Annotated in this window: 29 protein-coding genes and 1 tRNA gene; 17 read left to right on the plus strand and 13 right to left on the minus strand. The window is 68.0% G+C overall.

Annotated features, from left to right (window positions below):
- Positions 1 to 70: 70 nt before the first annotated feature.
- The 4 genes from H7J06_RS26570 to H7J06_RS26585 all read left to right on the plus strand — a co-directional run bounded on the left by H7J06_RS26570 (position 71) and on the right by H7J06_RS26585 (position 1,720).
- A complete protein-coding gene (locus H7J06_RS26570) occupies positions 71 to 622 on the plus strand; it encodes an Rv2240c family protein (RefSeq protein WP_264042394.1) in 552 nt (183 codons plus the stop codon).
- 84 nt (positions 623 to 706) lie between these two features.
- On the plus strand, positions 707 to 1,129 hold the full coding sequence (locus H7J06_RS26575) for a DUF3052 domain-containing protein (protein WP_264042395.1): 423 nt from the start codon (positions 707 to 709) through the stop codon (positions 1,127 to 1,129).
- Between the two features lie 5 nt (positions 1,130 to 1,134).
- The gene (locus H7J06_RS26580; RefSeq protein WP_264042396.1) at positions 1,135 to 1,599 is read left to right on the plus strand and encodes a peroxiredoxin; all 465 of its coding nucleotides are present in this window, start codon (positions 1,135 to 1,137) and stop codon (positions 1,597 to 1,599) included.
- A gap of 46 nt (positions 1,600 to 1,645) precedes the next feature.
- Positions 1,646 to 1,720, plus strand: a tRNA-Val gene (locus H7J06_RS26585).
- A 316-nt stretch (positions 1,721 to 2,036) separates the two neighbouring features.
- Here H7J06_RS26585 and H7J06_RS32720 read toward each other — a convergent pair.
- Genes H7J06_RS32720 through H7J06_RS32730 form a run of 3 tightly spaced genes read right to left on the minus strand, consistent with a single transcriptional unit; the run spans position 2,037 to position 3,003 of the window.
- Entirely contained in the window at positions 2,037 to 2,375 is a 339-nt protein-coding gene (locus H7J06_RS32720) for a hypothetical protein (RefSeq protein ID WP_372515414.1), read from the minus strand.
- Positions 2,376 to 2,404: 29 nt separating this feature from the next.
- Positions 2,405 to 2,674, minus strand: coding sequence for a hypothetical protein (locus H7J06_RS32725; protein ID WP_372515415.1), 270 nt, complete (start codon positions 2,672 to 2,674; stop codon positions 2,405 to 2,407).
- Positions 2,671 to 3,003 carry a hypothetical protein gene (locus tag H7J06_RS32730; protein ID WP_372515416.1) on the minus strand — a complete coding sequence of 111 codons (333 nt, stop codon included), beginning with the start codon at positions 3,001 to 3,003 and terminating at the stop codon, positions 2,671 to 2,673. Before H7J06_RS32730 ends, H7J06_RS32725 begins: the two co-directional genes overlap by 4 nt.
- Before the next feature lie 179 nt (positions 3,004 to 3,182).
- Here H7J06_RS32730 and H7J06_RS26595 point away from each other — a divergent pair, with 179 nt between their 5' ends.
- On the plus strand, positions 3,183 to 5,774 hold the full coding sequence (locus H7J06_RS26595) for a helix-turn-helix transcriptional regulator (protein ID WP_264042476.1): 2,592 nt from the start codon (positions 3,183 to 3,185) through the stop codon (positions 5,772 to 5,774).
- Between the two features lie 187 nt (positions 5,775 to 5,961).
- Positions 5,962 to 7,644, plus strand: a complete 1,683-nt coding sequence (locus tag H7J06_RS26600) for a PE family protein (RefSeq protein ID WP_264042397.1) — start codon at positions 5,962 to 5,964, stop codon at positions 7,642 to 7,644.
- A gap of 834 nt (positions 7,645 to 8,478) precedes the next feature.
- Here the strand turns inward: H7J06_RS26600 and H7J06_RS26605 are convergent.
- A complete protein-coding gene (locus H7J06_RS26605; RefSeq protein ID WP_264042398.1) occupies positions 8,479 to 9,411 on the minus strand; it encodes a TauD/TfdA dioxygenase family protein in 933 nt (310 codons plus the stop codon).
- Positions 9,412 to 9,484: 73 nt separating this feature from the next.
- On the opposite strand from H7J06_RS26605, the gene H7J06_RS26610 reads away from it, so the two are divergent.
- On the plus strand, positions 9,485 to 10,066 hold the full coding sequence (locus tag H7J06_RS26610; RefSeq protein WP_264042399.1) for a TetR/AcrR family transcriptional regulator: 582 nt from the start codon (positions 9,485 to 9,487) through the stop codon (positions 10,064 to 10,066).
- Between the two features lie 457 nt (positions 10,067 to 10,523).
- Here H7J06_RS26610 and H7J06_RS26620 read toward each other — a convergent pair whose 3' ends face one another.
- Complete coding sequence (locus tag H7J06_RS26620) at positions 10,524 to 11,000, minus strand: hypothetical protein (RefSeq protein ID WP_264042401.1); 477 nt, start codon at positions 10,998 to 11,000, stop codon at positions 10,524 to 10,526.
- A 187-nt stretch (positions 11,001 to 11,187) separates the two neighbouring features.
- On the opposite strand from H7J06_RS26620, the gene H7J06_RS26625 reads away from it, so the two are divergent.
- The 5 genes from H7J06_RS26625 (at position 11,188) to H7J06_RS26645 (ending at position 16,075) form a co-directional block, all read left to right on the plus strand.
- Complete coding sequence (locus tag H7J06_RS26625; protein ID WP_264042402.1) at positions 11,188 to 12,075, plus strand: alpha/beta fold hydrolase; 888 nt, start codon at positions 11,188 to 11,190, stop codon at positions 12,073 to 12,075.
- Between the two features lie 45 nt (positions 12,076 to 12,120).
- Entirely contained in the window at positions 12,121 to 12,990 is an 870-nt protein-coding gene (locus tag H7J06_RS26630) for a dioxygenase family protein (protein ID WP_264042403.1), read from the plus strand.
- 53 nt (positions 12,991 to 13,043) lie between these two features.
- Complete coding sequence (locus H7J06_RS26635; protein WP_264042404.1) at positions 13,044 to 14,615, plus strand: GMC family oxidoreductase; 1,572 nt, start codon at positions 13,044 to 13,046, stop codon at positions 14,613 to 14,615.
- Positions 14,615 to 15,340, plus strand: a complete 726-nt coding sequence (locus H7J06_RS26640) for a sigma-70 family RNA polymerase sigma factor (RefSeq protein WP_264042477.1) — start codon at positions 14,615 to 14,617, stop codon at positions 15,338 to 15,340. The genes H7J06_RS26635 and H7J06_RS26640 overlap by 1 nt, the downstream gene beginning before the upstream one ends.
- Before the next feature lie 69 nt (positions 15,341 to 15,409).
- Complete coding sequence (locus H7J06_RS26645; protein WP_264042405.1) at positions 15,410 to 16,075, plus strand: GntR family transcriptional regulator; 666 nt, start codon at positions 15,410 to 15,412, stop codon at positions 16,073 to 16,075.
- Between the two features lie 16 nt (positions 16,076 to 16,091).
- On the opposite strand, the gene H7J06_RS26650 is transcribed toward H7J06_RS26645, so the two are convergent.
- Positions 16,092 to 16,718, minus strand: coding sequence for a TetR/AcrR family transcriptional regulator (locus H7J06_RS26650; protein WP_264042478.1), 627 nt, complete (start codon positions 16,716 to 16,718; stop codon positions 16,092 to 16,094).
- Positions 16,719 to 16,849: 131 nt separating this feature from the next.
- Between H7J06_RS26650 and H7J06_RS26655 the strand changes: the two genes are divergently transcribed.
- Positions 16,850 to 17,734, plus strand: a complete 885-nt coding sequence (locus tag H7J06_RS26655; protein WP_264042406.1) for an alpha/beta fold hydrolase — start codon at positions 16,850 to 16,852, stop codon at positions 17,732 to 17,734.
- Positions 17,735 to 17,737: 3 nt separating this feature from the next.
- On the opposite strand, the gene H7J06_RS26660 is transcribed toward H7J06_RS26655, so the two are convergent.
- Positions 17,738 to 18,718 (minus strand): quinone oxidoreductase family protein, encoded by a 981-nt coding sequence (locus H7J06_RS26660; RefSeq protein ID WP_264042407.1) that lies wholly within the window; start codon positions 18,716 to 18,718, stop codon positions 17,738 to 17,740.
- Between the two features lie 80 nt (positions 18,719 to 18,798).
- Here H7J06_RS26660 and H7J06_RS26665 point away from each other — a divergent pair, with 80 nt between their 5' ends.
- On the plus strand, positions 18,799 to 19,377 hold the full coding sequence (locus H7J06_RS26665; protein WP_264042409.1) for a CGNR zinc finger domain-containing protein: 579 nt from the start codon (positions 18,799 to 18,801) through the stop codon (positions 19,375 to 19,377).
- Between the two features lie 19 nt (positions 19,378 to 19,396).
- Here H7J06_RS26665 and H7J06_RS26670 read toward each other — a convergent pair whose 3' ends face one another.
- From H7J06_RS26670 to H7J06_RS26690, 5 genes are read right to left on the minus strand one after another with little or no spacing between them, the layout of a single operon-like run.
- Positions 19,397 to 19,813: an arsenate-mycothiol transferase ArsC gene (locus H7J06_RS26670; protein WP_308205836.1), complete on the minus strand. Its 417-nt coding sequence runs from the start codon at positions 19,811 to 19,813 to the stop codon at positions 19,397 to 19,399.
- Complete coding sequence (gene arsB / locus H7J06_RS26675; RefSeq protein ID WP_308205837.1) at positions 19,810 to 20,895, minus strand: ACR3 family arsenite efflux transporter; 1,086 nt, start codon at positions 20,893 to 20,895, stop codon at positions 19,810 to 19,812. Before arsB ends, H7J06_RS26670 begins: the two co-directional genes overlap by 4 nt.
- A complete protein-coding gene (locus H7J06_RS26680; RefSeq protein WP_264042410.1) occupies positions 20,892 to 21,254 on the minus strand; it encodes an ArsR/SmtB family transcription factor in 363 nt (120 codons plus the stop codon). The genes arsB and H7J06_RS26680 overlap by 4 nt, the downstream gene beginning before the upstream one ends.
- Before the next feature lie 53 nt (positions 21,255 to 21,307).
- A complete protein-coding gene (locus H7J06_RS26685) occupies positions 21,308 to 21,730 on the minus strand; it encodes a DUF6319 family protein (RefSeq protein ID WP_264042411.1) in 423 nt (140 codons plus the stop codon).
- Positions 21,731 to 21,788: 58 nt separating this feature from the next.
- A complete protein-coding gene (locus tag H7J06_RS26690) occupies positions 21,789 to 21,971 on the minus strand; it encodes a hypothetical protein (protein ID WP_264042412.1) in 183 nt (60 codons plus the stop codon).
- 396 nt (positions 21,972 to 22,367) lie between these two features.
- Between H7J06_RS26690 and H7J06_RS26695 the strand changes: the two genes are divergently transcribed.
- The 3 genes from H7J06_RS26695 to H7J06_RS26705 are packed head-to-tail and all read left to right on the plus strand — an operon-like array spanning position 22,368 to position 24,974.
- Positions 22,368 to 22,910 carry a cellulase family glycosylhydrolase gene (locus H7J06_RS26695; protein WP_264042413.1) on the plus strand — a complete coding sequence of 181 codons (543 nt, stop codon included), beginning with the start codon at positions 22,368 to 22,370 and terminating at the stop codon, positions 22,908 to 22,910.
- The gene (locus tag H7J06_RS26700) at positions 22,911 to 23,987 is read left to right on the plus strand and encodes a hypothetical protein (RefSeq protein WP_264042414.1); all 1,077 of its coding nucleotides are present in this window, start codon (positions 22,911 to 22,913) and stop codon (positions 23,985 to 23,987) included.
- A gap of 12 nt (positions 23,988 to 23,999) precedes the next feature.
- Positions 24,000 to 24,974, plus strand: coding sequence for a cobalamin biosynthesis protein (locus H7J06_RS26705; protein WP_264042415.1), 975 nt, complete (start codon positions 24,000 to 24,002; stop codon positions 24,972 to 24,974).
- Here H7J06_RS26705 and H7J06_RS26710 read toward each other — a convergent pair.
- The gene (locus H7J06_RS26710; protein ID WP_264042481.1) at positions 24,928 to 25,752 is read right to left on the minus strand and encodes an SURF1 family cytochrome oxidase biogenesis protein; all 825 of its coding nucleotides are present in this window, start codon (positions 25,750 to 25,752) and stop codon (positions 24,928 to 24,930) included. The genes H7J06_RS26705 and H7J06_RS26710 overlap by 47 nt on opposite strands.
- Between the last annotated feature and the right edge of the window lie 16 nt (positions 25,753 to 25,768).

Raw genomic sequence — 25,768 nt, forward strand, 5'->3', positions numbered from 1 at the left:
ATGCTCGGGCGGGGTTGGGCTACCGGGATGGACCGGCGACGAATCGGGCCAACCGGTAGCGTCTGTTGACGTGACGACTTGGTTGCCAGCAGCGCGGCTGCGTGCCGTGGGCCTGGTCGCGGGGGTGCTGGCGGGGCTGGCGATGGTGGTCGTGGGGTGCACGTCCATCACCAAGGGGACCGCCACCTACGACGCCGTCGAGGCGCCCGACTACCGGGCGTCGGTGGCGTCGTCGGTTGCCGTGTCCGAATCCGAACGTCAGGTTGCGGTGACCAAGGCCGCCGTGCACACCTCCTGCGACGCGCTGTCCTCGAGCAGCGTGGCGGCCGTCGACGCGGTCAACGACTACGTCGACGCCTTCAACAACGACGCACCGGATGCACCCGCAAAGGTCGGACCGGCCGTCGACGCCCTCAACCGCAGCGCCGACCAGGTCACGGGCAGTTTGTCGGGGCCGTTGTCGCCAGATCTGACCAAGGCGCTGAACGGCTGGGCCGACTCCGCGCGAGCGCTGGCGGGGGTGCTGGGAGGCAACCCCGGACCCGACGAGTTCAACGGCGCGATTCGCCAACTCAACGATTCCAAGACCGCGGCGGGCGCCGCCTGCGAAGCCGCTTATTGACGATTTGGTGTGCCAGGCGTCGAGCGAACGCCCGCGGCGTGCGACGATAGGGAAAAGCTGACTCGCTGGCTGAAGGAGGATCAGGTGGTTGCGGCGGACTCGCCGAACTACGCCCGAAAGCTGGGCATCGAGAAGAATCAACTCGTCCAAGAGCTAGGTTGGGACGAGGACACCGACGATGACATCCGGTTCGACATCGAAGACGCAAGTGGTGCCGAACTGCTGGATGAGGACGCCGAAGACGTCATCGACGTGGTGCTGCTGTGGTGGCGCAACGACGACGGCGATCTCGTCGACCGACTGATGGACGCCATTACGCCCCTCGCCGAAGACGGCGTGGTGTGGGTGGTGACCCCCAAGACCGGACACCCCGGACACGTCAAACCCTCCGACATCGCCGAATCGGCGCCGACGGCCGGTCTCATGCAGACCTCGTCGGCCAACCTCGGAGACTGGATCGCCAGCAGACTGGTCCAGCCGAAGTCGGGTCCCTCGGGGCGGCGCTGACGACCGTGCTCGACGTGGGCGCCGTGGCGCCCGACTTCACGCTGAAGGACCAGGACGGGCGGCCCGTGACGTTGCGGGCACACCGTGGGGTGACGAACGTCCTCCTGGTGTTCTTTCCGCTCGCTTTCACTGGCATCTGCCAGCGCGAGCTCGACGACATCCAATCCCAGCTGTCCGACTACGCCGACGGGGGCACCACGGCGCTGGCGGTGTCGGTGGGACCACCGCCCACCCACAAGGTCTGGGCCACGCGGAGCGGTTTCACGTTCCCGCTGCTGTCGGACTTCTGGCCACATGGTGCGGTGGCGCAGGCCTACGGCGTGTTCAACGCCGACGCCGGCTTCGCCAACCGCGGCACCTTCGCCGTCGACCACGCCGGCCTCGTCAGGTTCGCCGCGATGAACGGACCGGGGGAGACGCGCGATCGGTCCGTCTTCGTCGAGGCGCTGGCGGCCGTCCACGACGCCTGACGGGATTTCACCTCGGGGCGGTCCGCCGTGTAGCTTGGCCGAGCACGGGCGTGTAGCTCAGTGGTAGAGCTCTGGTTTTACACACCAGCGGTCGTGGGTTCGATCCCCTCCGCGCCCACCATGATCGACAAGGGTCAGGGCGTTTTCGGCTTCGACAAGTCCGGTTCTGACACCCACGGTTGTGCCAAGCGCCGTCGCACGCACTAGCGATAGGTTCCCGATCACTCATCAGGTGTTGGTGGTGGCGCACGCCGGCTCCGCCGACGCCGGCCGTAGAGAGGACCCAGCTCCTGGCTCCCGTGGAAGCCGACGCGGACAGCGCACCGGGAACACCGACGACTAGGACGTCGTCGTGGAATCGGTGTCGGGCAGGCCGATTAAGACCATGCCCGCTGATGCGAGGGCGTCGTCGTAGACGTGTCCATAGACCCGCAATGTCATCGCCGGATCACGGCCCAGCCACTTCGCCGCCGCTGAAATGGTCGTGCCGCTGTCGAGCATCCGAGTCGCCGCCGTATGGCGAGCGACGTCCTCGTCTCGACCGTCGGCGGCACCGGTGGCAGGGCCAGCATACGAGCTCGATCGGCATCGAGGAAGTCGACGGAACGATCATCCAACACCCGCACCAGACGTTTGTTCGCGATCGGAAGCCATTGACCCAGTTGATCATTGAAGTCCTGCGGTGAGGCGAAGCTGCGTCCGGGCAGAAACGAGGTCTCCAGATACCGGTTGGCTCGCTGCACCATCCCCTTGGATTCGGGGGCATAGGGTTTCATTTGCACCAGCCGTGACCCGAGGGCACCCATCAACGCGCCGTGACCGGTTCGGTCAACCGGCCCCGACGCCCGATCCCGGCCTCGTTGTCCCACCACAACTCGTGCGGCACCGCGGTGAAGTTCTGCGAGAGAAGCTGCCACATCCCCGCCACCAGATCCATCGTCCGGCGCGAGGGAAGCATCACCGCGGCGATGAACCGGGGGAACGCCGCGACCATCATCAACACCGGCAGCATCGCCTCCTGACCGAACCCGACCGCGATCTTCGGTGCTGGGAACCACAGGTCGCACTGAATCACCCGCCCCGGGGGATGCTGAGGCGGTCGACCGGATCGGCGGGCAGGTACTCCGGGCGGATCGCACGCACTCGCTCGCGGAACCACGAAATCGAACCCGTCCATCCGACCCGCTCGGCGGGCACTGTCGCCGACATCGTCGTCGGGTAGACCGACAGCAACGCCCGGATTCGGGGCTCTGCCTCGTTGATCGCCGACGGCCCGGCCGCCCGCTCGTACTTCGGTGGGCCGTCGCTGGCGACCGCGGACGCCACGGTGTCACGCGCGATGCCGAGCTGGCGTGCAATGGCCCGCTGCGACAAACCCTCGCTGCGGTGAAGATGCCTTATCAAGGCCCCAGTCGTCCAAGGAAATCACCCATCCAATCTGGTTGGGTGGCCTCTTTTCAACCGTCGCGGCTGGCCGGATTCTCATCCGTGGTCAACACGAGCCAAAGATGACGAGTGACCGCCGGCGATGCCGTTGCGCATCACCTTCACACGCTTCCAGTTAATGTTCGGCTGTGACCCGGATGTGGCCGATGGCCGGTCGTGATGACGTCATCGGCGAGGTGATGGCGGTGATCGAGGGGCGCGGGAGACGTGGGATCGTCCTCGCTGGGCCGGCCGGGGTCGGCAAGTCCCGGGTGGCGTGGGAGGCGGCTGACCGAGCCGCCGCGACACGGTGGTCTGTCAGAACCATCACGGCGACGGTCAACAGTCGGCACATCCCGTTGGGCGCGTGCGCCCAGTGGACGGACGATGTCGGGGGCGGCGAGGCGGCGTTGGTGCGCCGGGTGGGCGAAGCGATGATCGTGGGTACTACAGCGGGCCGGCTGTTGCTCGTCGTCGACGACGCCCATCTGCTCGACGATCTGTCGGTTTTGGTGGTGCAGCACCTGGTCGGGTCCGGAGCCGCGACGGTGGTGATGACGATCCGAATGGGGGAACACGTGCCGGCGGCGCTGAGCGCGTGGGTCAGGGATGGCGAGGTCGTGTGGCGCGAGGTAGCGGTGCTGTCGCGCGAGCAGATGGGCGCGGTCTTGGAGGCGGCGTTCGGCGCGCAGCCGGATCCCGGCTGCAGTGACCGATTCTGGGAGTTGACCGGCGGGAACGTGCTGTTCGTGCGGCAGCTCGCCGAGCAGGAGGCCGGCGCCGGACGGTTGGCCGTGCACGGCGACGTGCTTCGGTGGAGCGGGGACGTGGCGGTGTCGGGGTCGTTGGCCGAGGTCGTGGAACGTCAGGTCGGTGCGCTGCGGGGTCCGGTACTCGAGGTGGTCGACACCATCGCAGTTGCCGAGCCGCTCGACCGGCGCTCGTTGGCGCTGCTGGCTGGGCCGGACGCCGTCGAAGAAGCTGAAGATCGCGGGCTGATCCGGATCACCGGTCATGAGGTCTGCGTTGGCCATCCCCTCTTCGCCGAGATCCGGCGGGCGCGGTGCGGGTCGGCGCGCCTGGCCCGGCTGCGTGGGCAGGTTGCGTTGGCGATGGGTGACGGCGGTAGCGCAGCAGTCGTGGTCAAGCGCGGACTGCTGTGGCTGGAGTCCGACTTGCCCGTGCGGCCCGAGGTGTTGGTGGCCGCGGGTAGTGCGGCGAATTCCCTACTCGACTTCGACTTGGCCGAGCGGCTTTTCGCCGCGGCAGCCGAGGCAGACATGGGCCCGCGGGCGCACGTGTCTCGGGCGTGGACGCTGTTCATGATGGGCGACGGCGACTCCGCCGGCGACGTCCTTGCCGGGGCACCGCGCCAAGGTGAGGTCGGCCCAGGTTTTCGCAACGAGGTGGTGTTGGCCGCATCGACGGCGCTGTGGGCTCGACGCGATCCCGAGCAGGCTTGGCAGATCGTGGAGCGAGCCCTGCAGACCAAGACCGGTGAAAGGCGCGCTCAGATCATGGTGTTTCGGGCCAATCAGCTGGCCCTGGCCGGGCGCACCCTGGAGGTGCTGGACACCCTCGAAGAGGTCGACGACCGCGAGCTCGAGCCCTACGGCACGGCGATGGCGTGCATCGCCGCGTGCATGGCCCACGGCGAACTCGGCGATCTCGGCCAGGTGGCCACCGCCGTCGCGGTGTCCGCACGGGCGTTGGAGTCCAGCATCGAGGGCGCACACCTCTCCGGCCCCCTCGCCGAGGTCCATGCCAGTGCGCTGGTGACCGCGGGCCACATCGGCGAGGCGGTGGAGGTTGCCCGGCGATTCTCTCGCAGCCGGCATGGTCGCGCAGCGGCGATGCGGCAGGTGGCTCAGCAAATCCTGGGCATGGCTCATCTAGCCGCCGGAGACCTGCGCGCGGCCCTGGAGCACCTGCCCGCCAACCCGGATCCGAGCAGCTGGATCGGACGAGGATTCCACGCCGCGAACAGCTTTCCGCGATTCGCGTTGCTCCGCGCCCAAGCGCTGGCGCGGGTGGGCGAGGCGGATGCCGCCGCTCTGGCACTTGAAACTGCGCGCGCGTCTCGACCACCGGCCTACCACTACTACGACTCCGCGGACCTGATCGCCGAAGCCTGGATCGCGGCATCACGAACACGATTCGGCGAGGCCCGGGCCCTAGCGCTGGCCGCGGCCGACTTCGCCCGCGATCACCACCAGATGGCGCGGGAGGTGTGGTGTCTGCAAGCGGCGGTGCAGCTCGACGACACCACGGCGGCCGACCGCTTGGCCATGCTTGCCGAGCGAGTCGGGACCGAACGCGCCGCGGTGGCCGCGCGCCACGGCACGGCACTGAGCGGCGATGACGCACACGGCCTCGATGCGGCGTCGGCGCTGTGGGAGTCGAAGGGCGATCGGCTCGCCGCCGCCGATGCAGCGGCTCAGGCGGCGACGTCGCATCGCCGGGCCGGCCGGCGGGACAGCGCCGCCACTGCCGCAGCCCGTGCGAGGCAGCTGGCAGCGGCCTGCGGTGGAGCGACCAGCCCCGCCATCACGACCGCCGAGCTTTCCGCGCCACTCAGCAATCGCGAGCGCGAGATCGTCGTCTTGGTGGCCCGGGGACTGACCAACCGCCAGATCGCCGAGATCGAATCGCTGTCGGTCCGCACCGTGGAAAGCCACATCTACCGCGCCAGCATCAAGGCCGGTGTCACCGGACGCGCCGGTTTGGGCGCATTGATCAACGACGTCTGACATCCAGCGCTGCGAGCACTACTGCAATGTGGGCGTGCGGCTACTGCAAATGCGGGCACGGACGGTGATATCGCGGGGTGCGAGGACAGCGGTGCGTTAATTTGCGGGAAGTCGCTCCAGCAACGGGGCGCCACCTGCGTTCATGCCTTGGTTGCGACACGCACGCAACCCATTGAAGGAGACCCCGATGACGGGACGACACCGCACCACCGCTACCCACGTCACTGATCGGACCGCTCGCCGAATGCTGCCGGTGTCGAGTTGGCTCTCCGCCGGGGCTCTCACCGTGGGATTGGGTGCGGTGGTGTTGGGCGGCGCCGGGGCTGCGCACGCCGACGCACGGGCGGCAGGAACTGCGTCGTGCACCCTGGCCGCGCCGCTGTGTCTCACCTCTGGGGGGCAGAACATGACCTCGTCGGCGCCCATGATTGGGGTCGGGGCGTCGGTGGGTCCGCTGTTCGGGTTGTTCGGCAACGGCGCCGACGCCGCCGCTGACTGCGTGGGTGCGGCGTGCAACGGCGGTAACGGCGGTCTGTTCTTCGGCAACGGTGGCAACGGAGCCAACGGCGGTAACGGGGGAAGTGCGTTCTTCATTGGCAACGGCGGTGCCGGCGGCAACGCCGTCCTCGCCGGGCAGGCCGGCGGCAAGGGCGGCAACGCCGGACTGCTCTTCGGCAACGGCGGCAGCGGTGGGGCTGGGGCCGCCGGTCTCGATGGTATGAGCGGGTCAGCCGGTCAAGGCGGCGGTGCCGGCGGTGCCGGCGGTGCCGGCGGCAACGGTGCGCTGCTAACGGGTCTTGGTGGAGCCGGTGGTGCCGGCGGTCACGGAGGAGCAGGTGGCGACGGCGGAGCCGGGATCGCCGGGTTGGCAGCCACGACCCCCGGCGGCGACGGTACTTCAGGACAGACCGGCGGCAACGGCGGTGCGGGCGGTGCGGGCGGTAGCGGTGGCTTTGCCGGAACCTCAGGGCTCTTCGGTGCGGCGGCGTCAGTGGGGGCGAACGGAGACGGCGGCACCGGCGGCAACGGTGGAACCGGTGGTGTCGGCGGCGAGGGTGCCGACGGGGCGAACGGGGCCGACGGCCAGAAGTCCACGTCGTCGGGTGGCAACGGCGGCAACGGGCTAAGCGGACAGGCCGGCGGCAATGGCGGTGATGGTGGAGCGGGCGGTCAGCCCGGCACCGGCGGCGCCGCCGGAGTTGGCGGCGCCGGAGGAACCGCAGGAACGAATGGCACGACCGGAGCGCTCGGCAACGGCGGCCGCGGGGGCAACGGTGGCACCGGCGGTAACGGGGCCGACGGCACCGACGGAGTGAACGCCAGCCTCGATGGCGGACGACCTGCGGTGCAGAGCGGGGGCAACGGCGGCGACGTTGGCCTCGGCGGGGCGGGCGGCACCGGCGGTACCGGCACCGTGAGCGGAACCAACGGGTCCAAGGGGGCGGGCGGAACCACCGCCGGCAACGGCGGCAGGGGCGGCGACTCGACGGTCAGCGGCGTCGGATACGCGTACGCGGGCAACGGCGGCAACGGCGGCAAGAACCAAGCCGGCGCTGGTGGCAGAGGAGGGGACGGCGGCACCGGCACCTGCACGGCCACCTGTGTTGGTTACTCCCTCGGCGGTGTGGGCGGCAAGGGCGGCTCGAGCTACAGCGGCACCGGCGGCAATGGGGGCAACGGCGGAAACGGCGTACACCCGAGCGATGCGGGCTTCGGCCGGGGCACCAACGGCGGAGACGGCGGCGACAGCACACTCGGCGTCGGCGGCAACGGCGGCAACGGGGGAACGGGAACAGACGGTCACAACGGCTCGGGAGGGGCCGGCGGCACCGGCGGCGGCGGAAACGGGACCCCGGGAACCGACGGGTGACAGGGGACCGGCAACGCGCAATATCGTTGTTGATCCACCCAATTGAGGGCCCAACTCCACCGTCCGGGCGATGGTTCTGACGACGTCGCGCACGTCGGCGGGCCCAGGTTGGATTCGGCGAGGTGACCGGTTGGCGCCCCGGCCGGGGCAACACCGAACTCTGCGGTCGTAGTGCCGCCGCCGACAGTCTCGGCCAGCTCGGTGGCCTTGGCTGCGTCGCGGCCGGCGATGTCGACGGCGTTGCCGCACTCGGCCGCCAGGATGCCGACGGTGCGGGCCATGGTGCCCGTACCGATGATGCTGACGCTGTTCGTGAGTTGGTCTCCCTCGTGTCGTCGTGCGCTCGATGTCCGAGCGCCGCTGTCGTGGGGGTGCGGCGGTGTTGGGGTTGAAGCGTGGAAGTCGGTGTGGCGTGGCCACTATTGCGACTCGGTGAGCAGCTCTCACGGCTCAAGAAGCTTGGTTCACGCATGGGTCGGCGCGCGGTGGCCGAAATCCTCGGACACGACGTGCACACCCTGGACACCGCGGATCCGTCCCAGGCTGCTCGGCGTCTACCTTCGGCGAGTGGTTCGACGACATCACGGCCACCAACGCCGAGGCAGACATGGTTGCCGCCTGTCCTGACCACTAAAGCACTGCTTAGCGTTGAGTTCCGAAGCTGTTTCCGTCAGCCATGGTCGCTGCTCATCGCTGGCACCTCGCCACCGAATTCAGCAACTGGGTCACCCTGTCGTTTGGTGTCCACCTCTGAAAGGGCCGCGAACACCCAACTCGTCGATGGCGATATGACCGTCAGTGTGACTGTGCGACAGCCGATTCCGGCGAGGACCGTCAACGAACCGGTACGGGTCCGATGATCGAGGCGCGTTCCATGATGCGGACCTGGGGCCAATAGTCACTGGCCGCGTAGTGCTGCACCGCGCGGTTGTCCCAGAAGGCCACCGAATCCTCCGACCACGTGAACCTGACCTGATGCTCGGGGTAGTCGGCGAACCTGCACAGCCGGTCGAGTAATTCGAGGCTGGCGGCACGGTCCCTGCCCTCGAAGTGGCTGACGAACGCCCGGTTTACGTACAGGTGTTTGCGACCGGTCACCGCGTGCGTGCAGACGACTGGATGCCGCACCGGTGGGTGCATCGCGCGCATCTCGGCCGCCCGGGCTGCATCCAGGTGCGGACCGAACGCGTGGGTGACGTCGTGGACCGCGTACAAGTCGTCGATCTCGTCCTTGGTCTTCTCATCGAGCGCGTCGTATGCCGCGTACATGTCGGAGAACAGAGTGTCTCCGCCGATGTCGGGAACCCTGACGGCGTGCAACATCGCTGCCATCGAGGGCAAGGGGCGCCAGGTCACGTCGTGATGCCAGAGGTTCTCCACGCCCGAGACCCCGGCGTTCTTCTCGAATCGCACGAGGGCGTCCTCGTCACCGCTCGCGGCGAGAAGGGGATGGACCTCCAAGTCGCCGAATCGTCGGGCAAGAGCGGCGTGCTGCGTGCCGGTCATGTTCTGGGCTCGAAAGAACAGCACCTTGTATTCGTGCAGCGCGTGAAGGATCTCGGTGATCACCGCCTCGTCGAGGGATGGGTCGAGGTCCACGCCCGAGATCTCCGCGCCCAACGTCGCGCCGATCTGTTTGGCGTGAAAGTGCCTCCACCGCAGTGTGGAAAGTCGCTCTCGCTCGGCCGCGAGATGTCCGAAGGGTCCTGCCACGAGGGGATATCCGTCCATGACCGTCGGGTGCGGGGGTTCCGTCAGGGTCGTCATGACTGCTCCTCTAGGCTTCGCGACATCTGATGTAGTCGATCGACTACACCAATCTACACGTTAAGTTAGTCAAATGACTACACCGCGGGAGGGGCCTCGGGCGGATCCGAACTCCAGTCGGGCCGCCACCACCGCCAAGGTGCTCACGCATGCCGCAGATCTCTTCGCCGAGCGTGGACCCGCGGCCACCTCGTTGCGCGACGTCGCCGCGAGGTCCGGTGTCAACCAGGGCTTGATCTTCCGACACGTGGGCAACAAGGATCAGCTCGTCGGCGCCGTACTCGACTACCTGGCCCGGGAGCTGGAATCGGCCCGAGGGGCAGGCGTCGACGCGGCCGTCGTCGAGACCATGATCGAGCGTCAATGGAAAGTATTGGCCCGCAGCGTCCTTGACGGTTACGACCCGGGCGAGCTGCAACGACGATTCCCGAACGTCTCGACGTTGGTCGACCGCTTCCGGGTTTGCCACGACAGCGAAGCCGAGGCTCGACTCGCCGTCGCGCACGCCGTGGCCCTAGGGCTGGGATGGCGACTATTCGGCCCGTTCCTACGCGCCGCCGCCGGGCTCGAGGACGTGCCAGAGGCGGAGCTGAGACGCGCAGTCGACGCGCAGACCACCCGCCTTCTCACCGCCGCGGCCGACGACTCGCAGTAGCTTCCCGCGCTCAGGCGACCGGGCGACGCCGGCCGGTCCACGGCTACGTCTTTCTGGCGCCACCGAATTCACCACATGCAGACCGCTCGGTGTTTCCTGGCGAAGTGGACAGTGTCCGCGGGTGCTGGTCGAGCAGGCCTACGGACATGAGAGTCATTGTGAGGCAACGGTCTTGACTTACGATGAAGGTCGGTGGGTAGCGAGGGCCCGGAACGCCGGCATGAGGCTGGCGTCGTGCTCACCGGTCAAGACCTGGATGCCGACGTGGTCCGCGCCGGCGGACAAGTCCTCGTCGAGGCGCCGGTAGACGGTCTCCGGAGAGCCGTGCGCAACGAGGGCGTCGCGTTCATCGTCGTCTTCGGTGTGGAGGGGAACTTCTCGGTCATCCGTCGGCACCGAGCGGGCGGCGCTCTCAACGGCGTGCGGTCTGCCCCTGGGGGAGGGTCAACACCCGGCGTCAGAGTGCGGCGAGCGCTGCGCGGAGGCGGTCGGCGAGATTGCCGCCGCCGCGGGCATACATCGGCCCGCATCCGTCGGAGAGCACTCCGTGCAGGCGTGCCATTCCCCGAGCGTTCACCCGCCGCGGCGAATGCAGTCGCAGGGTGATGGCGTCGATCACGTCTTCTGCGGCGGCGACGTTGTGACGGTTGACGGGCACCGTGGGGGCTCCGAGGGGGCGACCGTGCCGCGATTCGTCGACGGCCCGGCGAAGGGCGCGGGCGACCGAATGGCGTTCGTCGTCGGATTCGAGGCGGGCCGCGCGGATGGCCAGTGCGCTGCCGCCCGGACCGACGAACCCCACGGCCAATTGCCGGTCGAGGTGGCCCGCGAGGAGTCGCGCGGCCAGTCGCGCGCGCAGCGATCCTCGGCCGACCGCAGTCGCGGGGCGGCCGACGCCGGTGTTGGGGGTCATCTGGTTTGCCTGCTCGTCCACGATCGTCCTCGTAGTGTGTCGACGGGTCGGTACACATCGTGAAACGACCGCGAAGCCTTTTGTCTTCACGTGGCCGCAGATGTGACCCGACCGTGGCGCCGTCCGGCGGGCTTGAAACTGCCTGCGACAGACCAAGACTGGCACGCCGTGGAATGAAATCCTGATGGGGCCCGTTTATCAACATGCAATGTGCAATATATTGGACACCGATTCGGCAGGATCGATTGACGCCGACGAGGTGCGCCTCAACCTGGAGAGGGCACGAATGACGTTCCGAACGTTCAAGACGGCGATGACGGCGGGTGTTGCCGTGGCGGCGCTGACAGTCGGTTGTGGCGGGGCGTACGCCACGCAGGGGGCCGCAAAGCCGACGGTGGTGCTGGTGCACGGCGCGTTCGCCGATTCGTCGAGTTGGAACGGGGTGGTCAGGTCACTGAAGGCTGACGGATATCCGGTCGTCGCGGTGGCCAATCCGCTGCGAGGGCTGGTCACGGATGCCGAGCACGTGCGCAGTGTGGTCGACGGTGTGCGGGGCCCCGTGGTGTTGGCCGGGCACTCCTACGGCGGGTCGGTGATGAGTCAGGCCGCCGACGGTCTACCGAACGTGAAGGCGCTGGTGTACATCGCCAGCTTCATTCTCGAGGCAGGGGAGAGCACGGCGGAATTGGCGGCGAAGTTCCCGGGGGGCGAACTCGGTCCCGCGCTGAAGACCCTGCCCATCCCGCTCTCCGACGGGAGCGAGGGCAGCGACCTCTACATCGAGCAGAACCAATTCCGCAGGGTGTTCGCTGCGGACGTGCCCGAGGACGTGACCGCGTTGATGGCCGCCGCTCAACGGCCCATCACCGAAGCCGCACTGGAGGAACCGGCCACCAAGACCGCGTGGAAGGCCGTTCCGTCATGGAACTTGGTCACCACCGACGATCTCGCCATTCCAGCGGAGGCGATGCGGTTCATGGGGGAGCGGGCGCATTCGCACACGCTCGAAATCAAGGCATCTCATGCGGTGGCCGTGTCGCAACCCGACGCCGTCGCGGACTTCATCATCCAGGCTGCCGACTCCACGCTCGGCTGACCCCGCCCGCTTCGTCAGCGCGCCACACGAAAGAGGAACGGACACATGCAACCGATCACCGAACAGAACATCACCGCCGTCGCCGCGGAGCGCTGGTCCAGCGCCCACGATCCACGGCTGGCCCACGTCATGCAGGCGCTGGTTCGGCACCTGCACGACTTCGCCCGCAGGGTCGGGCTCACGGAGCCGGAATGGTCGGCCGCCGTCGAGTGGCTATGCCGTGCGGGGCAGATCAGCGACGGCAAACGTGAGGAATTCATCCTTGCCTCGGACGTCTTGGGCCTGTCGACCCTCGTCGTCGAAATGAACCACCGCCTCGACCCGGCCGCCACGCCGGCGACGGTGCTCGGCCCCTTCCACGTCGACGGTTCGCCCATGCTGGAATTCGGCGCGGACATGGCCGATGGGGTGCCCGGCACACCGCTCTTCATCGTCGGCACGGTCCGCCAATTGGGTGGCACGCCCGTGGCTGACGCGGTACTCGACGTGTGGCAGGCCGACGCCGACGGTGCCTATGAGGCCCAGCTCGAGGTCGACGAGGCCCGGTTGCGCGGCAAGTACACCTCGACGTCGACGGGAGCCTACTGCGTGCGGACGATCGCACCGCTGAGCTACAGCATCCCGATGGATGGCCCTGTTGGCGAGCTGATCTCGCGAACCGACATCAGCCACTACCGGCCCGCGCACGTCCACTTCCTCGTCGACGTCCCCGGCCACGAACGGCTCGTCACCCACCTGTTTCCGAAGGGTGCGCAATACCTGGACACCGACGCCGTCTTCGGAGTGAAGGACCAGCTGGTCGTCGAGTTCGAGCGCCGCCGACCAGGGCCTACCCCGGACGGCCGCGAATGTAATGTGCCGTGGCTGATTGCGCGTTACGACTTCGTGCTGCAGCCGAAGAACCCAATCGCCTGACGCCGCAACCCGTCACGGCAATGAATCCAACGACTGAGAAGAGTGTGCAGGACATGACGACTACCGGCGGCAGACCAGAATGGCGGGCCGCAACATCGAAGACCGACCGCTACGACTACGTGGTGATTGGCGCCGGCTCGGCCGGGTCCGTCATCGCCGCCCGGCTGTCGGAGGACCCGGCCGTCCGCGTGTTGCTGCTCGAATCCGGCCCGGCCGACACGAGACCGCAGATCGCCACGCCGCCGGCTTGGCCGACACTGTGGGGTACCGACGTCGACTACGCCTATGACACCGTCCCGCAAGCGAACGCCGATGGCCTGACCCGTAACTGGCCGCGCGGACACACCCTCGGCGGCAGTAGCAGCATCAACGCCATGGTGTTCCTGCGGGGCCACCCGAGTGACTTCGACGCCTGGGCCGCGGCCGGCTGCGCGGGCTGGGACTATCAGTCGGTCTTGCCCTACTTCCGCCGCATGGAGACCGTGCGCGACGGGGATCCGCGGTATCGCGGCACCGACGGACCGATGCACCCGGCGCCCGCCCCGTCGGAGGTCGCCAACCCCCTGTCGCGCGTCTTCCTCGACGGTGCCGTCGCGGCGGGCTTTCCGTTGACCCAGGACTTCAACGGCGGCCTTGCCGAAGGTGCCGGTTGGCACGACCTGTCGATCTCGCAGGGCAGGCGACAGAGCACCGCTGAGGCGTACCTGCACCCGGTCAGTGGTCACCGACCCAACCTGACCATCTCCACCGAGTCCCGGGCGCGTCGGATCCTGGTCGAGAAGAATCGTTGTGTCGGAGTCGAATTCGAGCGCAGTGGTAAGCTCGTGACCGCCTACGCGGATGCCGAGGTCGTGCTGAGTGCGGGTGCGGTGGACTCGCCACGGTTGCTGCTCCTGTCCGGGGTGGGGCCTGCCGCGGAGCTCGAGGCCGCCGGTGTCACCGTCGTGCACGACCTGCCTGGAGTGGGCCGCAACCTCCACGACCACCCGCTGTGCGGTGTCGTCTACGAAGCAACGCAGCCGATACCCGATGCTCAGACCAACCTCGCCGAGACCTCGATGCTGTGGCGCAGCGACGAGTCGCTCAGCGGTCCCGACATGCAGCTGATGTTCATCCACGTGCCGTTCCACCTGCCGCACCTGGCAGCTCCGTTGAACAGCTTCACGTTCGGGATCGCCACGGTGCCCGAAGCCCGCGGCTCCATCCGCCTCGCCGGGCCCGACCCCGCCACCCCGCCACTGATCGATCCGAACTACCTTGGTGCCGAGTCCGACGTGCAGCGGATGATGCACGGCCTGCGCGTGGCCCGTGACATCGCGGCCAGCGAACCGTTCAGACCATGGCGCGGACGCGAGGTGCACCCCGGGCCCGACGTCACCGACGGGCCCGGGCTGCGGGCGTTCTTGGCGCACGGCACCGGGACGTACTACCACCCGGTCGGCAGTTGTGCGATGGGAACCGGGTCCGAGGCGGTGGTGGACCCGGAACTGCGAGTCCACGGATTGTCCGGACTGCGAACAGCCGACGCGTCGATCATGCCCAGAATCGTATCCGTCAACACCAACGCCGCGTCAATCATGATCGGCGAGAAGGCTTCCGACCTGATTCGCGGGCGATTTCCATGATGCCTCCCGGGGTGGCTGGACCCTCGAGTGGGCGACCACTCCCGTCTCGCTCGGGATGCCGCCGAGGCGCCGACGCTACGACTCGCGGGCGGCTGGAACGACGTTTCGCCAGCGAGGCACTCCCGTTGCACGGCGAACTACTCCGGACGGCGCGCCGCTACACCATGAACGTCCACGACGCCGAGGATCTCGTTCAGGAGACATTCGTCAAGGCGTGGCTGCGCTACGAATCCTGTACCCCGGGCTCGAACACTCGTGCCTGGATGACGCGGATCATGGTCAACATCTGGATCGACGACTACCGCAAGGCGCGGCGACGCCCCACGGTCGTGCTGACCGGCTCGGACGCGGACACCTCGTTCCCGATCGAGGGGCAGCGGGGATTCACTGATCCCTCAGCGGAGGAGACGGCGTTGGGTCAACTTCCCAATGATCATCTGGTGCAGGGTATTCGGTCGCTGCCAGCCCTTCTGCAGTCGGTCCTGTTCTACGCCGACGTCAGTCAACTACCGATGAGGACCATCGCAGAGATCGAGGGTGTGCCGGTGGGCACCGTGGGGTCCCGCCTCCATCGGGCACGTCACCAATTGCGTTCGGCCTTGCTGGAAGGGGTGGCGCTTGGGCACGAAGGGGTGGAGATACCGCACGCTGCCAATGGGTCGACGCGTCGTGAGCATCGCAGAGTCGTTCACGGTGTCACCTGTGAACATCATTCACCCGCATGACATTTGCGTGTGTCGTGCCGTCGGTTCGTCGCTGACTTCCGACGTAGGACATGGCCTAAGATATTCTGCATGCCGGTCCCAGACGAGCACGGAAGACATCGACGGTCGCTGCTGCGAGACCAGGCATACGTGTCGATCAGGGATGCCATCGTCAACGGCACGCTTGCCCCCGGGGAGACGTTGCGCGATCCCGAATTGGAGCAGTGGCTCGGAATCAGTCGCACTCCGATCCGGGAAGCCATCGCCCGGTTGGAGACGGCGGGGCTGGTCCACACGTTGCCTGGTCGGTCGACGGTGGTGTCGACCATCGAACGCAAGGCGGTACTCGACGCACAGGCCGTCGTGGCGACCATGCACGCGCTTGCCGTGCGGATTGCGGTTCCGCTGATGGGGAAGCCCGAATACGCCGCTTTGGCGAGGGCGAACAAGGAGTTCGCCGCGGCCGTCTCCGCAGCAGACGCCGAGTCCGGGCTGAGCGCAGACGATCTGTTCCACGGAATCTTCGTCGTCGCCAGCCTGAACGAGGCGATTCCGGTCGTCCTCGAACAGGTCACCCCGGTGCTTCGCCGCGTCGAGTTTCTGCGCTTTTCGTCGCTCTCTGGCCGTCAGTCGATAGCGCAGCACAAGCGAATCATCGAACTCTGCCGTCAGGGTGATGCCGAGGGTGCCGCGGAGGCCACCCAGCAAAACTGGGAGACCCTGTCGCCGATCTTGGACGAGCTCGACGGGGAGTGACGAGTACCGCGGGCTGTCAGCCGTTGGCCGGATGGTCTTGGGAGTCGTGTCGCCGTTCGGACAGCGCGCCGCGTACGAACGTCGCGAGCGCCCGCGCCGGAAGGGTGTCCTCGAGACTCCGGTTCGCGGCGCGCTGCAGGGCCAGGCCATGTGACAGGGCAATCTGGGACACGGCGAATTCGTATGGCGTCAAACTCGATTCGATGCCAAGTCGGTCGAAGTGCGTCGCTATCAGAGCCGCCAGCCGCTGCCGATACGACTCGTACATCTCGGCGAACTGGCTGGCCTTCGTTCCGCCACGCATCGTGTAGAGCTGAAACTCGGTGGTCAACAGGCACCAGCCGTCGTTCTCGCCGAGCACGCGATAACGACGCTCGATCGCCGGGGCGAGGTCCCGCGCCGTCGTGATCCTCTCGAGCGCGTGGCCCAACGTGTCCACTTCGGCGTCGAGGTGGCGCCCGAGGAGCTCGACGAAGAGTTCGTCCTTCGACTCGAAGTTCGAATAGAACGCGCCGCGGGAGTATCCCGCCTCCTCGGCGATGACGTCGATCGGCGCGGCCTCGAATCCCGTGCGGCAGAAAACCTTTCCGGCAGCGCCGATCAACCGCTCACGGGTGACGGCCCGCTGCTCGGCGCGCGTCATGCGAACCACGCTCGCTCCTGTCCGATCCTGAAGGAGCTCCGAACTCCTCTTGACAGGAGAATGACACATCTGCATTGTGATACACAACTGTATCTGAGTGCACGTGCACTTCTGAATCGAGGGGAACGCGTGTGAACCACCGCGAACACACCGACCGCGTCGTGCCGACCGCCCGCGAATGGATCGGCCAGTGCGACAGCCTGACCAGCAGTCGCGGACACCGCATCGCCTTCCGCCGGCGGGGCCACGGACCCACCGTGCTGATGCTGCACGGATTCCCCACGTGGTCCTACGACTACGCCGTCGTCGCCGAAGACCTGGTCGCAGACCACGAGGTGGTCACGGTGGACTTCCTCGGCTATGGCGCTTCCGACAAACCCAATCCCTACGACTACTCCGTTGCCGAATCGGCCGACATCGTCGAGGAATTGGCCGAGCACCTCGGCCTGCAGTCGGTGCACCTGGTGGTCCACGACTACGGCGGCATCGTCGGTCAGGAGTTGATCCACCGAGCCGTCGCCGGCCGCCTCGCGTTCACCATCGAGCGTCTGATTGCCGCCAACTTCGGGCTGGTGTTCAGCGCCTACAAGCCAACCCGTCTGCAACGATTGCTCATTCGGCCCGTCATCGGCCGTTGGATCGCGAGCCGCATCACCGGTGCTCGCCTGCGGACCGGCCTGGACGCGCTCCGTGGCCGCGATCTGACCGATGACGAGTTCGACCAGCTCTGGCTGGGCGTGTCACGTCTGGATGGGCACCGGCTGGCGCACAGGCACATTCGGTACAACGCCGAACGCAAGATCCATCACCGTCGTTGGGAGCACGCGCTGTCGGCGTGGGGCGGCCCGGTGCATCTGGTGTGGGGTATGGACGATCCAGTGTCCGGACGCCACGTGCTCGCAGAAGCGACCCGCCTGCTGCCCCACGCCACGGTGACCGCGCTCGACGGAGTCGGCCACTATCCGCAGTCGGAAGCGCCGCACGCCTTTGCCGCCGCGGTCAGGGCTCGCGCGTGACGGTCACGTCGTCAGGACGATCTTCCCCCGGACTTCGCCTGATTCGAGCAGCTCGTGGGCCAACCCGGCCTGCTCGAGCGGCAGGGTCTTCTCGATCGGGACGCGGAAGCGCCCGGCCGCGATTCCGTTCAGGATTGCGGTCAAATCGGGGCGGGGATCCCATCCATGACCCATCAGGTCGTTGATCTGGAAGCCGTGGATGGACGCGTTCTTCGGGTAGAAGTCGCGGGTGTCCAGAGTGCTCGGCGCCAACGCCACGTTCGCCATCGCCGCGACTCGGCCGGCGTGACCGACCGCGCGGACGCAGGCGGTGAACGTCTCTCCGCCGGTCAGGTCGAGGGCCGCTTCGGCACCTCTGCCGGAGGTGAGGTCGCGAACTCGCTCGACGACGTCGTCGCGCGTGCGGTTCAGGACGTGGTGGGCGCCGAGATCCCTTACCCACGAGGCCTTCTCGTCGTGGCCGACGACGGCGATGACCGTTGCGCCCACGTCCTGCGCGATCTGGACCGCCGCGCTGCCGACGCCACTGGCCGCAGCGGTGATGAGCACGGTCTCACCGTCGCCCAATTTGATCAAGTGACGCAGGCAATACCACGCCGACAACCAGGCGATCGGCACCGCCGCGGCGGCGACGAGCTCGACCTCCGGCGGGATCGCCAGGGCCCTGTCCGCACCGACTGCCGCCTGTTCGGCGTAACAGCCGGGCGCCCCGCTGGCGCCCCACGTCACCACTCGGTCGCCGACCTCGAAGCCGGTCACACCGGGCCCGATGCCGGCGACTGTTCCGGCGCCCTCGCCACCCAGCACGGCTGGCAACGGCGGCCCGGCGTGATACCTGCCCGACCGGTAGAGCAGGTCGGCCCGGTTGACCGACGCCGCGGCCACGGCGACGACGATCTCACCGGGACCCGCTGTGGGGTCGGGAATCTCGGAACACCGCAGCGTGTGGGCCGGGCCAAACTCGGTGAGCTGAACTGCACGCATCGACGCTCCCAGGTAACTGGTTGAACAGGTTTCCATCATTGACACCGGTTGAAGGGGTGTCAACCCCTATAGTGGGTGGCATGGACGCGACCAGTTCCGGCGGCGATTCGAGGTTTCCCCTCGACGGGGGCCGACGGTGCCTCAACCTGACGGCCACGCTCGGGCGTCGTCACGCCGATCCGGTCGAGCGGATTCCCGACGGAAAGGCGTTGTCGCAGTGGCTCGTTGCCTCCGACATCCTCCCGGTGCCTCCCGACGTCTCCGCGTGCGAGGGCCACGTGATGCCGTTCCGTGAACTGCGGGAGGCCGTCTACCGCCTGGTGCGTGCCGCCATGGCCGGCACGTCCCTGGTAGGCGCCGACGTGACTTTGGTCAACGAGTGGGCGGTGCGTCCGGACCTCGCGCCGCAGTTGCGGGGGACGGGCCGGTCGTGGACGTCGGTCGGTGATCCCGTCGAGGCGGCCATGGCGAGCCTGGCCCGTGACGCCGTGGAATTGCTGACCGCTTCACCGCGAGAGCGGATCAAGGAATGCGCCCACCCGGACTGCTCGCTGTTGTTCGTCGACGACTCGCAGTCCGGGCGGCGGCGGTGGTGTTCCATGGAACGCTGCGGCAACCGGGCCAAGATTGCGCAGTACCGCAGGCGAACCGCTCACTGATTGGCGTGCCGCCGCCCCGTTAGGGGGTGGCGTCGACGAGTGTGGAATACAGGCGTCGCACGCGGGCGGCGATGTCGTCGCGCACCAGACGCATCCGTTCGAGGCCGTCGACGCCGCGTTCGGAGGGCTCGTCGGTGTCCCAGTTCTCGACCCGGGTTCCCGGGAGCGGGTCGAGACGGGCCTCTCGGCCGAGGGTGACCACGAAGTCGACGTCGCGGGCCAGCTCGTAATCCACTCGGGTGGGTTGCTCGGAGCTGATGTCCACCCCGACTTCCAGAAGTGCCTGCGCGGACAGGTCGTTGACGGCCGTGCCCGGTGCGGTGCCGGCCGAATGGACCTCCACGGTGTCACCGGCGAGCTGGCGCATCAGTCCGGCGGCCATCTGTGACTTGCCGGCGTTCTTCACGCAGACGAACAGGACGGACGGGGTGGTCACGAAGTCGTCTGTCCCGTCGAGACGGCCGGGTGTCGGTCGGCGAATCGGTGGCGCAACCCCAGTGACACGTAGACCAGGCAGACGAGGACGGGAACCTCGATCAGCGGTCCGACGACCCCGGCGAGGGCTTGGCCGGAGGTGGCGCCGTACGTGGCGATGGCGACGGCGATCGCGAGTTCGAAGTTGTTGCCCGCCGCGGTGAACGCCAGGGTGGTGGTGCGTTGATAGCCCAGACCGATCGCGGCGCCGAGCAGGAACCCGCCGCCCCACATGACGGTGAAGTAGGCGAGCAGCGGAAGCGCGATGCGCACGACGTCGAGGGGGCGGTCGGTGATCTGTTCCCCTTGTAGCGCAAAGAGAATGACGATGGTGAACAGTAGCCCGTAGAGCGCCCACGGCCCGATCCGCGGTAGGAACGTCGATTCGTACCACTCCCGGCCCCTGGCTCCTTCGCCGAGTCGGCGAGACAGGTACCCGGCGAGCAGGGGAATGCCGAGAAAGACGAGAACGGACTTGGCGATCTGCCACGGTGACGTGCTGACAGTGGTCTGCTCGAGACCCAGCCAGCCGGGCAGGACCGACAGGTAGAACCACCCCAGGGCGGCGAACATGGCGACCTGGAAGATCGAGTTCAGCGCCACGAGAACGGCGGCGGCCTCCCGGTCGCCACAAGCCAGGTCGTTCCAGATGACGACCATCGCGATGCAGCGAGCCAGACCGACGATGATCAACCCAGTCCGGTACTCGGGGAGGTCGGGCAGCGTCAACCACGCCAACGCGAACATCAACGCCGGACCCAAGGCCCAGTTCAACACGAGCGAGCTGACCAGCAGCCTGCGATCGCCGGTGACGGTGTGGAGGCGGTCGTAGCGGACCTTGGCCAGCACCGGGTACATCATGATGAGCAGCCCAAGGGCGATGGGCAGCGAAATGCCGTCGAGCCGAACGCCTTCCAGCGCCCTGTTCAACCCCGGAATCCCCCGCCCCAGCAGTAGGCCGGCGACCATGGCGACGCCGATCCACACCGGCAGGAACCGGTCCACCGTGGACAGCTTGGCCACGACCGGCGCCGCCGACGTCACGTGGTGACCGGCGTGGTGGGATCGAGCAGGGCCGAGATGTCGTGCAGCGCCTCGGGAACTACGGCGTAGTACACCCACGACGCCCGCCGCTGCGAGGTCAACAAACCGGCGTCGCGGAGGACCTTGAGGTGGTGGGACACCGTGGGCTGAGACACGGCGACCCCGCCGGAGACGTCGCACACGCACGCCTCACCGCCGGCATGGCTGGCGATGGCGCTGAACAGTCGTAACCGCACCGGGTCGGAGAGCGCCTTCAACTTCGTGGCCATCGCGACGGCGGCTGACTCCGTCAGCGGCTCGCGCAGCACCGGCGCCGTGACGCAGCAGTCGTCCGGGGCGGCGTTCGATGGATTCGACATGTGTCGATATTGACGGACATCGAATCAGAGTGCAAACGGCGGCGAGCGGCGCCTCAGTCCAGGTCGGCGAGAGACCTTCGCGCAGCCTCCAGTTCGGCTTCGAGCGCGGCGACCTTGGCGGCCTGCTGCGAGCGCGCCTCCTCGATGACGGCGTCGATTGGCGTCGAGAGGTCGGCGTGCAGTTCCTTGGCCGCTCGGGAGACGGCGGCCGCTGCGACGGCAAGGTCGCGCGCCAGGAAGGTGGTGCCCTGCTTGAGCTCCGCGCGCCACTCACCGTCGGCGGTGCCCGTCACGGTGAGCGTCAACTCGAGAGTCTTGGTCTTCCTGGCGGCGTTCTTCCGTGGGGCCTTGGCGGGTTTCTCGGCGGTGGCGGTGTCGGGCGACGCTGCCGGGGTGCTCGTGAGCGGGGTCGCCGGGGATTCGAGCTCGTCGACGTCGGCGGACGGCGCGTCTGCGGTCAGGGTGTCTGCGGTCATCGGTGCGGCTCTCTCCTTCAAACGGTCGCCCACGGCGAGCGGGCAGGCGGGGGCTCCATTAGAACATGCGTTCGACCCCCTTGCGTGCAGTGGCGCTGACACGAGCGGCGGTTCCGTCAAGGGTGTCGTGGTTGCCATGCAAACGCTGGTGCGCGTCACGGCTGGCGGGTTCAGTTGGTGAACGATCGTGGACTGAAACGTTTTCGTCCGCCGGCGACAAAGCCCAATCTTTGATCTTCATTTGTTGTGCTCTAAATGGCGCGGACATTTGATCAGCAAATGACAAATGCCCGTTCGTCGCGATTTCGAGCCCGTCGATTCACGCTGGCGTCTAATTTGCTGAAATCGATGAGCGACGTCGAATTTGGGGTCAGCCCAGACCGTGGCCATGGGGTAAACGTGCTGTTCAAAGATTATCTACAGGAAAATCGTGGGTTAGGTCACATGGCGACCGGGCATCACTTCGTACATGGGGATCGGCGGTGCACGTCGAACCGTGGACCTGAATCAGGAGAGTGAGAGTGTCATGGGGCAAAGTAGTGACAGGAGCTGGCATCCAGCGGTAGTCAGAGTCGTCGTCGCCGGGATGGCTACCGTGGCCGTTTCCGCAGTCGGCGCCACTACGATCGTGCCGAGCATGCGCACTGCGACGATCAACGTCGCCCCGCTCGCCGCCATCGACGAGTCCAGCGACACCGTCGGGTTCGCCGACTCCGACCTGTACGGCATGACGCCGACGCAAATCGACGCACAACTGGACCAGATGCAGGCCATGGGTGTGGAGAACGTTCGTGTGATGATCCCGTGGGCCGGGGTGGAGTACTACCCCGGTTACTACAACTGGAGCACCGTCGACTACATGGTCAACGCCGCCGACTCCCGCGGCATGGGCGTGCTCGGAGTGATCAACTCCACCCCGTCCTGGGCGACCGAGCCGGGGCAGCCCGCGCTCAGCGGAGCGCCGGCTTCACCCGCCGCATACGGCGACTTCGCCGGCACGGTGGCGGCGCGGTACGCGGGCAAGGTCGGTGCCTACGAGATCTGGAACGAGCCCAACTCGTACGCGTTCTACTCGCCGCAACCCGATCCGGCGGGTTACACCGAGCTGTTGAAGGCCGCGTACCCGCAGATCAAGGCCGCGGATCCGCATGCCACGGTCATCGGTGGCGTCGTAGGCTAGGTGGTCACCTACGGCAACCTGACCATGAATCCGGTCGACTTCGTCAACGGCATCTACGCCGCAGGTGGCGAGCCGTACTTCGACGCGCTGTCGTTCCACCCGTATCAGTACACGACCCCGTTCTCCGACGGGGGCTCCCTGCCGGACTCGCCGATCAACCAATTGGCGGACATTCACGACCTGATGGTCGCCAACGGCGACGGCAGCAAGCTGATCTGGGCCAGTGAATATGGCGAGCCGAGTTCGGTTGCGGGAGAAGCGAATCAAGCCGCGTACCTGCAGGACATGCTCACGAAGTGGCGGACGCTTGGCTACACCGGTCCGACGTTCGTGTGGACCCTGCAGGATCGCAACACCGCGAGCACCGACCCCGAGGACACCTTCGGCGTCATCCGCTCCGACGGGACGTGGAAGCCGGCGGCCTACGTGATCCAGCAGCTGGCGACTCAGAAGAACACGACGCCTGCGATGGCGCGAATGGCTCTGGCCCTCCCGGACGCGCAGCAGGCGGCGCCGGCCGATCTCGCCGCTTTGACCGCCGTCGCCGAGGCCCCCGCGACGGCCGCGACCCCGGACGCCGTGCCGTCGAACCCGATGGAAGCCGCGATGCAGATGGCGGCGAATTCCCTCGCCGCGGCCGGTCAGGCAGTGGCCACGGCGCTCCAGCAGGCGACGGCGATGGTCTCGGCAGATCTCCCTCGGGTGCCGGCCGCGGCTGCCACCGCGCCTGCCGCGCCGGCGGCGCCCGCCCAAGACCAGCGCTACGTGGTCACCCCGACGGGTGGCGTCCAGGTGTCGACCACCGATGCCTCGACGCTGGCCAAAGACCCAGTGGTCCAACGCAAGCTCGACCGGCAAGCCCTGCGCACGGAACGGACGGCCCGGGTTGCCGCACCGGCCACGTCGAGGTCCGCAGCCGACAGTCCCACGCGTGCGGTCGCGTCGTCCGACAAGACGTCCGCGGACTCGTCCAAGCGAACCGCCGACACGCGCGAGCGCCCCGGTGACGATCGGCAGAAGCATCGCCCCGGACGCGTCGCGGCTGACGCCGGCGGCGGTGGGGCACGCCGCTCGTGAGACGCTGCCGGGGTGTCCCAGTCCCACCGCCGCGGCCGAGCCGTCGGCCTGGCGTTGGGCTACCTGGCGGACGTGCTGTGGGCCGACCCCCGCCGAGGTCACCCGGTGGCGGCGTTCGGGACCGCCGCGGCGTCGCTGGAGCGAGTGACCTATTCCGACAGTCGAGCCGCCGGCGTCGCTCACACGGGGATCCTGCTCGGGGCGCTCGGCGTCCTCGGCGTGCTGGCCGAGCGGGCCGCGGCGCGGCGAGGACCGAGATGGACGGCGGCGGTAACGGCCGCGGCGACGTACGTCGCCCTGGGTGGGACGTCCCTGGGCCGCACGGGAGCGGCCATGGCGGACTTCCTCGACGCCGGTGACGTCGACGGGGCGCGGGGCTTGGTGCCGTCACTGTGTGGACGCGATCCCCAGTCGCTGGACGAGGCCGGCATCGCGCGGGCCACGGTGGAGTCGGTCGCCGAGAACACCGCCGACGCCCAGGTGGCGCCGCTGTGGTGGGGGGCGATCGGCGGGGCGCCCGGCCTCCTGGTCTACCGGGGGGCAAACACCCTGGACGCGATGATTGGCCACATGTCGCCGCGCCTCCTGCACTTCGGTTGGGCGGCAGCACGATTCGACGACGTCGCGAACTACCTGCCTGCCCGTGTGACGGGGCTCCTCGTGGCGACGTGCGCCCCCGTCGTCTCGGGGTCCCCACGCGCGGCAGTGGCCGCCTGGCGCCGGGACGCCGCACGCCACCCGAGCCCCAACGCCGGGGTAGTGGAGGCGTCGTTCGCCGGTGCGCTCGGCGTCCGCCTCGGCGGACCCACGCAGTACGCCCACCGCCTCGAGATCCGGCCGACGCTGGGGGAGGGGCAGGCGCCCGAGGTCGCCGACGTCATGCGGTCGGTGCGGTTGTCGCGGGCCGTTCAGCTCGCGGCCGCGGGGATCGCCGTCGCCGTCACTGCCGTCGGCCGTAGCGGTCGGCCAGCTTCTGCTCGGCGGTGAGCGGCGCCGACGTGGTGGCCCGCGAGTCGCTCTGAGCCTTCTCCCGGCGGCGCTGCTTGACCTCGGCCAGGACGAAGTAGCCCACGCCGATCGGCGCGACGATCCCGAAGGCGATCCACTGGATGCCGTAGGACAGGAACGGGCCCGCGTCGAGGTGGGGCAGGCCGATCACCCCGAGTCCGCCGGGCTGACCGTCGACGAGTTGGAGGTACGACCCCGCCAGCGGAACGCCCGTCACCTGGGCCACCTGGTCGGTGCTGATCGAATAGACCTGCTGAATGCCGTTCTCGCGGAACGGTTCCTTGCCGGCGACGACGGATTCGGGGTCGCGCAACCGTGCGGTGATCGTGACGGTCCCGGTCGGCGGTGCGGCGAAGTCCGGGACCTGCGTGCCGCGTTCGGGCTTGACGTACCCGCGGTCGACGAGAACCGTCGGGCCGCCGTCGACGTGGAACGGCAGGAGCACCTCGTAGGCCGGGTCGCCGTCGACGACGCGGAGCCGCACCAGCACCTGCGCCTCGGGCTGGTATCTGCCGGTGGCGGTGACCTGTCGCCACTGGTCACCGGGTGCCGCGGAATCCTGTTGCGGCAGAAGCGTCGTCAGCGGGACCGGGGGCTGGGACACCGAGTTGGAGATCTGCGCGTTCTCCCTCGACGTCGTCGTGTTCTTGCCAAGCTGCCACGGCGCGAGCACGGTGAAGCACAGGTAGGCGAAGGCGATCGCGACGACGTAGAGCGCCAGCCACTGCGGCTTGAACAGGAACGCGAAGCGGTGCAGGGCGGGAGCGGAGCGA

The sequence above is a fragment of the Mycolicibacterium hodleri genome (assembly GCF_025822245.1).
Classification (GTDB): domain Bacteria; phylum Actinomycetota; class Actinomycetes; order Mycobacteriales; family Mycobacteriaceae; genus Mycobacterium; species Mycobacterium hodleri.